Here is a 12,858-nt window from a genome sequence, read left to right as displayed (position 1 = left end):
GATGGTGTCGATCAAGAAGGTTCAGATCACCTTCGACTGTGCTGATCCCGAGCGGGTGGCCCGGTTCTGGTGCGAGGTGCTGGGGTACGTCGTACCGCCGCCCCCGAAGGGGTTCGCGACCTGGGAAGACTACGAGCGCACGCTGCCGCCCGAGCGGCGGGGCGCGGGGTTCGCCTGCATGGACCCCTCGGGGGAGGGCCCGCGGCTGTACTTCCAGCGCGTACCCGAGGGCAAGGTCGTCAAGAACCGCGTGCACCTCGACGTGCGCGTCGGCACCGGCCTTGTGGGCGAGGAACGGCTTGCCGCCCTCGAGGCCGAGTGCGCCCGCCTGATCCCACTCGGCGCGGTCCGCGGAACCCTGCTGCTCGCCGACGAGTACAACGAGTCCTGCCTGAACATGCAGGACATCGAGGGCAACGAGTTCTGCCTCGACTGACCCGCTGACCCGTCCAGCGGCCGCCCCTCGGCGTGGTCCTCGCACCCCGCCCGCCTGTCATCGGACCGCCGGGGTGCGGCGGCACCGCTGCCTTGTGCGCTGGTTACAAGATCACGGGCGCTGGTCGGCCGAAATGAATACGCTACCTGCTTATCCGAGTCAAGCTCTCAAATGCGGCTGTACCGGAGTAGCCGATCAAGAAGCCGACGAGTGCGCCACCCCAAAAATCCTCAACTGAGACAAAAGACTGCGTTTCAGATTTTCTTGCCGCGAAAATTGATGCGGCAATACTCAGCACGGCGGCAAGGAGGAGTGGGGAAAGTATCGAGGATGCGTCGTGCGATCCGGCCGTCGACCCGATCTGCTGGAGCAACCTCGCGGTCGCGCCGAGAAGTCCTCCGCAGACAGATCCGCCCATTACCGACCAGAGTGAAGACCTGATGTTGACCGTCGCCGGCGCGACGTTCGAATGAATCCGGCTGGTCGCTTGCTCAACCTGATCCGATGGCGGGTCAAACGAATACAGCACTGTGATATTAAGGCGGTATGCGGCCGGCAGGAAGAAAGGATTCTTTTTCGTTGAAAGCGTGATGGTCCAGACGTTGCTGCTTCCCGCCTGCAGTGCGACATCCATCGGCAATGATCCACGAAGCGCCACGACGTCGTCAAGTGCCAGCATATCTTCGACGTGGAGCATAGCCTGATCATTTACATACCACGCGTAGTTGCGTAGCCGGGCGTTCTCGATGCGGACATGGGCCTTGTTCGCCAAGGTCACGATTCCATACCCCTGCTGCGTCAACAATAGGTCTCGACTGGCGGAGAGCCGTGCGTTGATGTCGTGCGCGGACGCCTTCAAGCGTTCCGCTTCCTTTTCCCGCTCGTCACTTACGGGTTGGGAATCGAGTTCGCCGAGGCGGCGTTCTATGCGAATAAGCCTATCCATGGCTTCGTTGAGGTAATTCTGCGCCGCGGCGACGCGAGCCCCTTCATTTTCCTGTGTCTGGGCTTCGTCTTCCACGGAATGCACGGCCGATGGAAGGTTGGTGGTAACCTTTCGAATCCAGATCGGTTTCGAGAATGGATTCTTTATATGCAGGTAGAGTGCAAATTTTGAACCCGAGAAAACTTGGGGCGACGATAGCTCGATAGATAGATCCAGCAAGCCCGAATTGCTGGAGCCGGTCTCGGCGTCAAGTTTGCCACCGCCGTTGGAACCGGAAGGCGCGGAATCCTCAGTCATACGGCGCACCGACATTCTCAACTAGGGTTGAAACTGCAGCAAGGCTAATACCTTGATTTGTCGGCGTGAAGTGTCATGTACTTGACACGTCCACTCTTACGCCGCGATCCGCTCCCTGGCATGACCATTAGCGATCTTCAAGAACGGGGCTAGGAGCCGGCTTACGCGGTGGAACCGACGGAAGGTCTGTGAACGGCCGGTGTGCTGGGTGCCGCGCGTCCCGTACCGTGGCGCCGTGGCCGATTCCCGCGCTGACTGGTCCCAACTGACGGCCTGGCTGCGCAGTCGATCGGTCGATCTTGTTGTGGTGAGCTGGGCGCAACTGGACCGGATCGTCGGCGGGATGCCCGCCTCGTCGATCCGGCACTATCCCCAGTGGTGGCACGGCGATCGGCCCAACACGCGTGCCTGGCGGGCCGCCGGTTTCGAACCCAAACAGATCAGGCCGGGCGAAGTAGTGACCTTCCAGCGGACTGGTGCACCGACCGCGGCATCCGGCATCGCCTCGGCCAAGACCGCGGCCCCCACGGGGCGGCCCATCGCTCACCTCGCCGGGCCGGCTGCGGCACGGGAACAGCCAGGATGGTTGGTCCGTACCGATCCGGAGCGGGCCCTGATCGTCATCGCATGCTCCGCGAGCAAGGCAATCGGCGGTGACGCCCGCCCGCGTCCTGCCCGGTGGTCACCGGATCTGGTGGCGGCCAGAGCCGTCCTGGCCACGACGACCGCCATCGACGACCGCCTGCTGATGCCGGCCTGGCAGCGTTACACCGGATTCTTCTACACGTCGGCCGCCGACGCTCTTACCGATGCCACCGCCCGGCGAGCCAACATTGTGATCATCAGCGGCGGGTACGGCGTTCTCAGCGCCGACGAACCGATCGGCACATACAACCGCGTCTTCCGTCACGCGGACTGGCCACCGGGCTTGCTCGAGGACCTGCTGTGTGAGCACGCCCGCCGGACCGGCGCCCGCTCGATGGTGGCGTTTCTGGCCGCGAGCACCGAGTATGCCCGCCTCGTACGACGCACACCCTGGAGGAGCGCCGGTATCACTGAGGCGGCACTGGTCAGCGTCGCATCCGCCGGTGGCGGTGCCATGGTCACCGTGCCACGCGCGCTAGGTTCGGCATTTCGGGCTTTCTGGTACCGCTCGCCCGACCTGCTTCCGGACGGGATCTCTGTGGAGTCTCTGTGATGACCGACCGACGCGCGGCCGACACCGACCGGCTGTACGCCCTCCTGGGTGACCTGGCGGCACGCCTCGGCGGCACCCGGCACCTCCCCACGACGACCAGCGGCCTCCCGAGCCACGGTGTCTACTTCTTCTTCGAGCCGGCGGAGACCCGCGCCGACGGCTCGCCTCGCGTCGTGCGCGTCGGCACCCACGCCCTGACCGCCACGAGCCGCGCCACGCTTCGGGGCCGGCTGGCCCAGCACCGCGGCATCATCGGCGGCCGTTTCCCGGGCGGCGGCAACCATCGTGGCAGCATCTTCCGGCGCCACATCGGCACAGCTCTGCTCGCCAGCGGCAATTGGGAACCGGCCGTCGCGGCATCCTGGACCGCCCACCGGGCCGGCGCCGCGGCCCGCGCCATCGAGTACTCGCTGGAACGTGCGGTCAGCGCCCGCCTCGTCGCTATGCCACTGCTCTGGCTCCCCGTGCCGACCGCCGCCGATCGGGGCAGGGTGGAGCGCAACAGCATCGCCCTGCTGTCTCACCGCACCGGCGGGATCGACTCCCCGTCCCCGCTGTGGCTGGGCCGTCACGCCGCGGCCGAAAGGGTCAGAACCTCCGGCCTGTGGAACGTCAACCACGTCGACGAGCCGTACGACCCGGCGTACCTCGACCTCTTCGCGCAGCTCGTCGACTCGACACCCACCCTCGTCGACCGGCCCACTCCGCCCTTCGAGTAGCGGCCGGCCACCCCTGAACGCCGCGACTACGACGTCAACCCGTCGGTGAACTCCGTCCCGGCCGGGCCTGCGGCCACCGGTGCGTGGGCCGCGCGCCGGCCGGGGGCGGTGAGCAGCGCGGCGCAGCCGCAGACCGCCAGAATCGCGGTGACGATGAGCAGCACGACGGCCAGGGTGAAGCCCGGGTACTTCTGCGGCGGCGGCCCGAGCGCGCCGTGCAGGAAGGCGAGCAGGGGAGCGCGGTACTCCAGCTCGCAGGTCCGTCCCGGCAGGGCGACCACGGTGGTGTCGGCGGAGCCGAGGCGGGACGGCAGCAGGTACGGCACGTGCACGTGCACGTGGTGCTCACCGAGCGCGACGGGCGTGCTCACCCGACCCCAGGCCGCCTGCACCCGGCGCCCGTCGATCTCCAGCACCGGCGTGAAGAGCCCGAGCAGGAAGGCGAGCGGCGCGTACCGCATCGTGACGGCGATGGTCGCGCCGCCGTCGCCGCGCGCCGGACCGAGCGGCGGGAAGCCGGGGGAGGAGGGCCGATAGGGCGGCGCCAGGATGGCCACGCTGCACCTTTCCACGAGTCCGCCGATGCAGGATATGCCCGCCAGGCCGGCCCCGGAAAGCGCGTTGGTCCAATGTGGAGATCGACGGTGCTGCCCCGCGGCGCGGTGTGCCGGCCCGCCGGGAAGTGCACCGGGAGATCACACCTGGAGGCATCCGTGTCATCGTCGCGTAACCCGAGGGATAGAGTCCGGTTCGGGTGCCGAAATGCCTCAACCTCGGGAGACAAACTCATGACTAAGACACCGGTCACCGTCACCGTGACGGGCGCAGCCGGCCAGATCGGCTACGCGCTGCTGTTCCGCATCGCCTCCGGCCACCTGCTGGGCGCCGACGTACCGGTCCGCCTGCGCCTGCTGGAGATCCCGGCCGCCACCAAGGCCGCCCAGGGCACCGCCATGGAGCTTGACGACTGCGCGTTCCCGCTGCTCGCCGGCGTCGACGTGTTCGACGACCCGAAGGCCGCGTTCGACGGCGTCAACGTGGCGCTGCTGGTCGGCGCCCGCCCGCGCACCAAGGGCATGGAGCGGGGCGACCTGCTCGAGGCCAACGGTGGCATCTTCGGCCCGCAGGGCGCCGCGATCAACGCCGGTGCCGCCTCCGACGTGCGCGTCCTGGTCGTCGGCAACCCGGCGAACACGAACGCCCTGATCGCCCAGCAGCACGCGCCGGACGTGCCGGCCGACCGCTTCACCGCGATGACCCGGCTGGACCACAACCGCGCCCTCGCCCAGCTGGCGAAGAAGCTGAACGTCCCGGTCGCCGAGCTGCGCAAGGTCACCATCTGGGGCAACCACTCCGCCACCCAGTACCCGGACGTCTTCCACGCCGAGGCCGCCGGTCGCCCGGTCAAGGACCTGGTCGACCAGGCCTGGCTCGCCGACGAGTTCATCCCGCGGGTCGCCAAGCGTGGCGCCGAGATCATCGAGGTCCGGGGCGCGTCCTCGGCCGCGTCGGCCGCCTCGGCCGCGATCGACCACGTGCACACCTGGGTCAACGGCACCCGGGAGGGCGACTGGACCTCGGCCGCCATCGTCTCCGACGGCTCCTACGGCGTCCCGGCCGGCCTGATCTCCTCGTTCCCGGTCGTCGCCAAGGACGGCAAGTGGGAGATCGTCCAGGGGCTGGAGATCAGCGAGTTCTCCCGCGCCCGCATCGACGCCTCGGTCGCCGAGCTCCAGGAGGAGCGGACCGCGGTGCAGGGTCTCGGCCTCATCTCCTGATCATCGAAAGGGCGGCTTATTTCGTACGGAATAAGCCGCCCTTTCGCTTTTCAAGGTTTTCAACGACCCCGTCCGGGTGACTTGATCCGTGGACAGCCGTGACATCGGCGCGGCGATGGATCGAGACTGGCCCGTGAGCTTGCACGACGGTCCTACGCTGCCGTGCACGTCCGGCTGCTGAGAGGTGTTCCCAGCCTCTGTTCAGCCGCCGTTGTTAGATTGCCGGGGAAGCCGGGTTAGCAGGAGCACAGGAGAGGCATAGTGGTCTTCAAGAAGTTGCTGGGCGCCCTCGGAGTCGGCGGTCCGAGCGTCGATACCGTGCTGGCCAACCCGAGCACCTATCCGGGCGCACCGCTGACCGGCCAGGTCAACCTGACCGGCGGCACGCAGGAAGCGGACATCGAGCACATCACGCTCGCCCTGGTCACCCGGATGGAGGTGGAGGGCGGCGGCGGTGACTACTCGGCCACCGGCGACTTCTACCGGATCACCGTGGCCGGGCCGACGCGGATCCACCCGGGTCAGCAGATGTCCATCCCGTTCCGCATCGACATGCCGTGGGAGACCCCGATCACCACGGCGTACGGGCAGCCGCTGCGCGGCATGGTGATGGGTGTGCGCACCGAGGTCTCCATCGCCCGGGCGCTGGACAAGGGCGACCTCGACCCGGTCTACGTCCACCCGCTGCCGATCCAGCAGAAGATCATGGACGCGTTCGGCCAGCTCGGGTTCCGCTTCAAGTCGGCCGACCTGGAGCACGGGCAGATCTACGGCGTCCACCAGACCCTCCCGTTCTACCAGGAGATCGAGTACTGGCCCGCCCCGCAGTACGCGCACTCCGTCAACGAGGTCGAGCTGACGTTCGTGACCAGCCCGCACCAGGTCGAGGTGGTGCTGGAGTTCGACAAGCGCGGCGGCCTGCTGCACAGCGGCCACGACACCTACGGGCGCTACACGGTCGCGCACCAGGACGCGGAGACCACCGACTGGCGTTCCGTGGTCGACGGCTGGGTCCGCCAGGCGGTCGACCGGCACAAGTCCCGCCCGGGCTACGGCGCTCCCGGCCACGGTGCGTACGGCGCTCCCGGCTACCCGCCGCCGCCCCCGCCCGGTTACGGCCACGGCGGCCACCACGGCGGTCACGGGTATGGCCACCACGGCCACTACCGCGGTGGGCACGGCAGCGGCATGGGCGGCGCGGTTCTCGGCGCGGTGGGTGGCCTGGCGGCCGGCTACGTGATCGGCGAGGCGATGGAAGAGGTCTTCGAGGACTTCGGCGACGACTGACGGTAAAAAGCTGACAAGGGCGGGAGCGCACGTGCGCTCCCGCCCTTTCGTGTTTTCGCAGGTCATAGCCGATCCGTGCGCCATATCCCACTCACCCTATGGGAAATGTATGTGACCTGGGTCACAAAGGTACTGACGTGACGTCGTAGGCCGTTTACGTTTCTAGGCATGAAGCGAGACAAGCGCCTCACGCGCCGCCGCTTCGTCGACTACCTCCGGGTGTGCACCTGCGCCTGTTGAGCGTCTGACGGCGAAGCGCTCCGCCCCCCGCCGCCCTGGACACCTCCGTACAGCCCCAGCCGCGTCTACCTCGCTGTGGCCGTACACAAATCCGCATTTTCCGATCTTTCTTCTCGGCGACCGCCGCTGGCGGCCGTCCGATGACCCCTGAGGAGCTCACCATGACCACCCGCCGATCCGCCCTCGCCCTCTTCGGCGCCGCGGTCCTCACCGCCGCCGGACTCTCCGCATGCGGCGACGGTGACGCCGCAGCCTCCGGCAAGCAGGCCACCGAGCTGCGATATCAGGGCAGCGTGGGCACCGTGACGCCGGCCGAGCTCGCCGAGGACCTCGGCTACCTCGGCGACGTGAAGCTCAAGTGGATCGGCAACACGATCTCCGGCCCACAGGACATCCAGGCTGCCACCACCGGCGACATCGACTTCGGCGGCGCGTTCAACGGCGCGATCGTCAAGCTCTCCGCGAACCGGGCGCCGATCACGGCGGTGGTCGGCTACTACGGCGTCGACAAGGACAGCTACATCGGCTACTTCGTGCTCGACGGCAGCCCGATCAAGACCGCCCGGGACCTGATCGGCAAGAAGATCGGCGTCAACACTCTGGGGGCGCACTCCGAGGCGATCACCAAGACCTACCTGACCCGGGCCGGCCTCACCCCCGACGAGATCGCCCAGGTCGAGCTGGTCGTGGTGCCGCCGGTGAACACCGAGCAGTCGCTGCGGCAGAAGCAGATCGACGTGGCCGCGCTCAGCGGCACCCTGCGCGACAAGGCCCTCGATCACGGCGGCATCCACCCGCTCTACACCGACTTCGAGCTGCTCGGACCGTTCACCGCCGGCAGCTACGTGCTGCGCGACGACTTCATCAAGAAGAACCCGGACACCGTCAAGACCTTCGTCACCGGCGTCGGCAAGGCCCTCGACTGGTCCCGCAGCACGCCGCGGGAGCAGGTCATCGAGCGGTTCCGGGAGATCCTCAAGAAGCGGGCCCGCAACGAGGACGACAGCCAGCTGCAGTACTGGAAGAGCTACGGGGTCAACGGCAAGGGCGGCGTGATCGCCGAGAAGGAGTTCAGCACCTGGATCGAGTGGCTGAACGGGACCGGCGAGCTCAAGGGCAAGGACGTCAAGGCCACTGACCTCTTCACCAACCAGTACAACGCGGCCGCCGGCGGTGCGGCATGATGAAGATCGTCTTCGACAACGTCGGTAAGAAGTTCCGCGGCGTGACCGCTCTCCAGGGTGTCGACCTGTCGGTGCAGGAGGGCGAGTTCCTGGTCATCGTCGGGCCCAGCGGCTGCGGCAAGTCCACCCTGCTCGACCTGCTCGGCGGCCTCGCCGAACCGACCAGCGGCCGGATCCTGGTCGACGGGGAGCCGGTCACCGGCCCCGGCCTGGACCGCGGCGTGGTCTTCCAGCAGTACGCCCTCCTCCCGTGGCGCACCGCCCAGGGCAACGTCGAGTTCGGCCTGGAAGCCAAGCGGGTGCCCCGCCGCGAGCGCGCCGAACGGGCCCGCGAATACCTGGATCTGGTCGGCCTCGCCGGCTTCCACGACCGCTACCCGCACGAGCTCTCCGGCGGCATGAAACAGCGCGTCGCCATCGCCCGCAGCCTCGCCTTCGACCCGGACGTGCTGCTCATGGACGAGCCGTTCGCCGCCCTCGACGCGCAGACCCGCGACGGGCTGCAGGACGAGCTGCTGAAGATCTGGGAGAAGACCGGCAAGACCGTCGTCTTCATCACCCACGGCATCGAGGAGGCCGTCTACCTGGGACAGCGGGTCGCCGTGATGACGTCCCGCCCCGGACGGATCAAGCAGGTCGTGGACGTGCCGATCGACGCCCGGTCGGCCACCGAGGACCTGCGCTCCGACCCGGAGTTCGCGCACTACCGGCACGAGATCTGGAGCCTGCTGCGCGACGAGGTCAGCCGGGCCCGCAACCAGGAACTGGAGGCCTCCCGTGGTTAGCATCTCCCTGCCGGCCGTACCGGCGATCCGGGTGGGGCGGTTCTTCCGGTCCGCGATCACCAAGTCGGCCGGGATCCTGCTGCTCGCCGCCGTCTGGGAGACCCTCCCCCGGCTCGGCGTGGTCGACTCGACCTTCCTGCCGCCGCTCTCCGAGGTCCTGGTGGCCTGGTGGGACCTGCTGCGCTCGGGTGAACTGCTCGAACACACCCAGGCCAGCCTGACCCGCTCGCTGGCCGGCTTCGGTCTCGCGATCGCCGTCGCCATCCCGCTCGGCCTGCTGATCGGCTGGTACCAACCGGTCGCCAACCTGCTCAGCCCGCTGCTCGAGGTCTTCCGCAACACCGCCGCACTGGCCATCCTGCCGGTCTTCGTGCTGATCCTGGGCCTCGGCGAAACCTCCAAGATCGCGATCATCCTGTACGCCTGCGCCTGGCCCATCCTGCTCAACACGGTCAGCGGCGTCCGCACCGTCGACCCGCTGCTGATCAAGTCGGCGCGCTCGCTCGGCCTCGGCTCCCTGCGCCTGTTCCAGAAGGTGATCCTGCCCGCCGCGGTGCCCACCATCTTCACCGGCATCCGCCTGGCCGGGGCGTACTCGATCCTGATCCTGATCGCCGCCGAGATGGTCGGCGCCAAGGCCGGCCTGGGCTACCTCATCAACTACGCGCAGTTCAACTTCGCGGTCCCCGAGATGTACGCCGGAATCATCACCATCTCCGGCATCGGCCTGATCGTGAACCAGCTCCTGATCCTCACCGAGCGCCACTTCTCGACCTGGCGCACCAACTAAGAAGGGCTACACCCCATGAGCATCGACATCAAGCGCCTCGGTGGGCGGATCGGAGCGACGGTCTCCGGCGTCGACCTCAAGCTTCCCGTCGACGAGACGGACGCGAAGGCGATCCACGACGCCCTGGTCGAACACAAGGTGCTGGTCTTCCGCGACCAACACCTGGACGACGAGCAGCACCAGCGCTTCGCCTCGATCTTCGGCGAGCTGACCCTCGCGCACCCGACCGTCCCGTCCGTCGACGGCCAGGCCAACGTGCTCGAGGTGGCCGGCGCCGAGGGGGCCCGGGCCAACGCGTGGCACACCGACGTCACCTTCGTGGTCGCCCCGCCCAAGGCCACCACGCTGCGCAGCCTGGTCATCCCGGAGTACGGCGGCGACACGCTCTTCGCCAACACCGCCGCCGCGTACCGGGACCTGCCCGAACACCTGCGCGTCCTGGCCGACCGGCTGTGGGCCGAGCACTCCAACGCGTACGACTACGCCGAGCACCCGCAGTTCCGCTCCGCCGAGGTCGAGGAGTACCACAAGGTCTTCGTCTCCACCCGGTACCGCACCGCGCACCCGGTCGTCCGGGTCAACCCGGACTCCGGCGAGCCGAACCTGTTCATCGGCAACTTCGTGACCGGCGTCATCGGTCTCTCCAGGACCGAGTCCCGGGACATCCTGCGCCTGCTCCAGCACTACGTCACCCGCCCGGAGAACACCCTGCGGCACAAGTGGCAGGTCGGCGACCTGGTGGTCTGGGACAACCGCACGACCCAGCACTACGCCGCCGACGACTACGGCGACCTGGCCCGCAAGCTGCACCGGGTGACCGTGGCCGGCGACATCCCGGTCGGCGTCGACGGGACGAAGAGCTACATCCTCGAAGGCGACGAGGCCACCCACTACACCCCGCGGGTGCAGTGACATGACCACGAAGCGGCAACTGCACCTCAACGCGTTCCTGATGAGCGTCGGGCACCACGAGGCCGCCTGGCGCCTCCCGGAGACCGACCCGTACGCCGACCTCGACGTCGAGCACTTCAAGAACCTCGCCCGGACCGCCGAACGCGGAAAGCTCGACTCGGTCTTCCTCGCCGACGGCCCGGTGCTCTGGAACCAGGTCGGACGCCGCCCCGCCGGCGTCCTCGAACCGACCGTCGTGCTCACCGCGCTGGCCGGGGCGACCGAGCGGATCGGCCTGATCGCCACCGCCTCCACCACCTACAACGAGCCGTACAACCTGGCCCGGCGCTTCGCGTCGCTGGACATCGTCAGCGGCGGCCGGGCCGGCTGGAACATCGTCACCACCGCGGGCCTGGACGCGGCCCGCAACTTCAACCTCGACCACCTGCCCGCCCACAAGGAGCGCTACGAGCGCGCCGCCGAGTTCGTCGACGTCTCGCTCAAGCTCTGGGACTCCTGGGCCGACGACGCCGTGCTCGCCGACAAGGAGAACGGCGTCTGGGGCGACTCCGACAAGATCTACCCGCCGGAGCACGAGGGCCGGTTCTACCGGGTCGCCGGGGCGCTCAATGTTCCGCGCTCCGCGCAGGGCCACCCGGTCCTGGTCCAGGCCGGCTCCTCCGAGAACGGACGGAACTTCGCCGCCCGCTACGCGGAGGCCGTGTTCACCGCGCACCAGACGCTCGCGGACGCGCAGGAGTTCTACGACGACCTGAAGCGGCGCGCCGCCGAACACGGCCGGGATCCGGACCACGTCAAGATCCTGCCGGGCATCGTTCCGGTCATCGGCTCGACGGAGGCGGAGGCGCGGGAGAAGGAAGCCGTCCTGAACGGGCTGATCCGGCCCGAGTACGCGTTGCCGCAGCTCGCCGACCTGCTCGGGGTCGCTCCGGAGGAACTGCGGCTGGACGAGCAGCTTCCCGCGAACCTGCCGGAGGAGGATGAGCTGGAGGGGCACAAGAGTCGGCGCACCCTGCTGGTCAAACTCGGTCGCCGGGAGAACCTGACGGTTCGGGAGATCATCGCCCGGTTCGGTGGCGGGCGTGGGCATCTCACCTTCGCCGGTACGCCGGTCCAGGTCGCGGACGCGATCCAGGAATGGTTCGAGGCCGGTGCGGCGGACGGGTTCAACATCATGCCGCCGGTGTTGCCGTCCGGCCTGACCGAATTCGTGGACCTGGTGGTGCCGATCCTTCAGGAGCGGGGTCTGTTCCGGACCGAATACACCGGGCGGACGCTGCGCGAGCACTACGGTCTGCCGCGTCCGGCGAACCGGCGGGCGTCGACGCCGATTCCCGTCTGATCCGTACGTTGCCGCCCGGTGCCTCTGCGGTGCCGGGCGGCAGTGTGCGGCTTCAGCGGATCGCCCGGATGCCGTTCTGCTCGGCGTGCTGGCCGGGCTCCCTTTGCCGGGTGTGCTGGCGGGCTTCCCGGACGCCGTCCATCAGTTGATCCCACTGGGGGTCGCTGCGGAATCGGGCCATCGTGACCCGTCCCGCGGAGCGCGCCGACGTGTACTCCCACCAGGCCGCCACCCGTACCGGCCAGAGGCCGATCCGCATCGCCCCGGCCAGGAAACAGCGGTGCGCGGTGAGGGTCGCGGCGAGAACCTCGTCGTCGAGCGTGAAATCCGGGTCGTCGAGAGCCTGTCCGAGGGCTCGGACGTCGCGGTGCATCTCGGAGTAGGCGATCAGATTGGGCATCGCCGGGACCAGCACCCCGTCCTCGGGCTCGATCAGATCATCCGCGTACGCCGGGGTGAAGACGACGTCGTCGACGGTGACGATCAGGGGGAGTGACTCGTGCTTGCGCCGGAGGTCCACCTGCACCGCCGGCTCTCCGGTCGGCACGTGCACCCAGTCGGCGTCCAGGACGTTGCGGAAGGCGATCTGGAAGGTGTCACCGATCGCCGGGATGTGCACCGTGACGAGGCCTGGGCCGACGGTCACCTCGGTGCCCGGCACCTCTCGCAACATCTCGGCCAGCTCGTTAGTGCGCATGCTGCTCGTTATACGCCAGGTGCGCACCCTCCGCGCTCCCGTTGTGGGCCGGACGTCCGCCGAAATCTGAGCAATAGAGTCGATATTTCGGTGTGATGGCCGTCTCAGGCGTGTCGGTTTGGAGTTGCGGGCATCGGCGAGTAATGTTTTCGAAGCCGCCAGGGAGACGGGCGAGCGAACGAGACCTGTGAGGGGCTCGGAGCGGCCGTCCTGACGGAAATCCTTCCAAGATCTCGCGGTCTAGTGT

At 68.1% G+C, this 12,858-nt stretch carries 13 protein-coding genes; 10 read left to right on the top strand and 3 right to left on the bottom strand.

Going from position 1 to position 12,858, the window contains the following annotated elements:
• The first annotated feature begins 1 nt into the window (after position 1).
• Entirely contained in the window at positions 2-436 is a 435-nt protein-coding gene (locus CHC09_RS31860) for a VOC family protein (protein WP_089296961.1), read from the top strand.
• A gap of 142 nt (positions 437-578) precedes the next feature.
• Here CHC09_RS31860 and CHC09_RS45540 read toward each other — a convergent pair whose 3' ends face one another.
• The gene (locus CHC09_RS45540; RefSeq protein WP_143232703.1) at positions 579-1,679 is read right to left on the bottom strand and encodes a hypothetical protein; all 1,101 of its coding nucleotides are present in this window, start codon (positions 1,677-1,679) and stop codon (positions 579-581) included.
• A gap of 235 nt (positions 1,680-1,914) precedes the next feature.
• Between CHC09_RS45540 and CHC09_RS47210 the strand changes: the two genes are divergently transcribed.
• Together CHC09_RS47210 and CHC09_RS31850 are read left to right on the top strand one after the other, a co-directional pair.
• Positions 1,915-2,877, top strand: a complete 963-nt coding sequence (locus CHC09_RS47210) for a DUF7662 domain-containing protein (protein WP_203833302.1) — start codon at positions 1,915-1,917, stop codon at positions 2,875-2,877.
• A complete protein-coding gene (locus CHC09_RS31850; protein ID WP_179277366.1) occupies positions 2,877-3,596 on the top strand; it encodes a GIY-YIG domain-containing protein in 720 nt (239 codons plus the stop codon). The genes CHC09_RS47210 and CHC09_RS31850 overlap by 1 nt, the downstream gene beginning before the upstream one ends.
• Before the next feature lie 26 nt (positions 3,597-3,622).
• Here CHC09_RS31850 and CHC09_RS31845 read toward each other — a convergent pair whose 3' ends face one another.
• Positions 3,623-4,153 (bottom strand): hypothetical protein, encoded by a 531-nt coding sequence (locus tag CHC09_RS31845; protein ID WP_239138673.1) that lies wholly within the window; start codon positions 4,151-4,153, stop codon positions 3,623-3,625.
• A gap of 231 nt (positions 4,154-4,384) precedes the next feature.
• Between CHC09_RS31845 and CHC09_RS31840 the strand changes: the two genes are divergently transcribed.
• From CHC09_RS31840 to CHC09_RS31810, 7 genes are all read left to right on the top strand, one after another.
• On the top strand, positions 4,385-5,374 hold the full coding sequence (locus CHC09_RS31840; RefSeq protein ID WP_089296960.1) for a malate dehydrogenase: 990 nt from the start codon (positions 4,385-4,387) through the stop codon (positions 5,372-5,374).
• A gap of 261 nt (positions 5,375-5,635) precedes the next feature.
• Positions 5,636-6,661: a sporulation protein gene (locus tag CHC09_RS31835; RefSeq protein WP_089296959.1), complete on the top strand. Its 1,026-nt coding sequence runs from the start codon at positions 5,636-5,638 to the stop codon at positions 6,659-6,661.
• Between the two features lie 401 nt (positions 6,662-7,062).
• On the top strand, positions 7,063-8,085 hold the full coding sequence (locus CHC09_RS31830; protein WP_089296958.1) for an ABC transporter substrate-binding protein: 1,023 nt from the start codon (positions 7,063-7,065) through the stop codon (positions 8,083-8,085).
• Positions 8,082-8,870: an ABC transporter ATP-binding protein gene (locus tag CHC09_RS31825; RefSeq protein WP_089296957.1), complete on the top strand. Its 789-nt coding sequence runs from the start codon at positions 8,082-8,084 to the stop codon at positions 8,868-8,870. Before CHC09_RS31830 ends, CHC09_RS31825 begins: the two co-directional genes overlap by 4 nt.
• On the top strand, positions 8,863-9,660 hold the full coding sequence (locus tag CHC09_RS31820; RefSeq protein ID WP_089296956.1) for an ABC transporter permease: 798 nt from the start codon (positions 8,863-8,865) through the stop codon (positions 9,658-9,660). The genes CHC09_RS31825 and CHC09_RS31820 overlap by 8 nt, the downstream gene beginning before the upstream one ends.
• A gap of 15 nt (positions 9,661-9,675) precedes the next feature.
• Positions 9,676-10,572, top strand: coding sequence for a TauD/TfdA dioxygenase family protein (locus CHC09_RS31815; RefSeq protein WP_089296955.1), 897 nt, complete (start codon positions 9,676-9,678; stop codon positions 10,570-10,572).
• A gap of 1 nt (position 10,573) precedes the next feature.
• On the top strand, positions 10,574-11,914 hold the full coding sequence (locus tag CHC09_RS31810; protein ID WP_089296954.1) for an LLM class flavin-dependent oxidoreductase: 1,341 nt from the start codon (positions 10,574-10,576) through the stop codon (positions 11,912-11,914).
• Between the two features lie 52 nt (positions 11,915-11,966).
• Here the strand turns inward: CHC09_RS31810 and CHC09_RS31805 are convergent, their stop codons facing one another.
• The gene (locus CHC09_RS31805) at positions 11,967-12,611 is read right to left on the bottom strand and encodes a hypothetical protein (protein WP_089296953.1); all 645 of its coding nucleotides are present in this window, start codon (positions 12,609-12,611) and stop codon (positions 11,967-11,969) included.
• Between the last annotated feature and the right edge of the window lie 247 nt (positions 12,612-12,858).

It is taken from the genome of Actinoplanes regularis, assembly GCF_900188005.1.
In the GTDB taxonomy this organism is placed as follows: Bacteria; Actinomycetota; Actinomycetes; order Mycobacteriales; family Micromonosporaceae; genus Actinoplanes; species Actinoplanes regularis.
The sequence above is the reverse complement of the archived record's forward strand: the minus strand, read 5'-3'. Positions and strand labels throughout refer to the sequence as shown.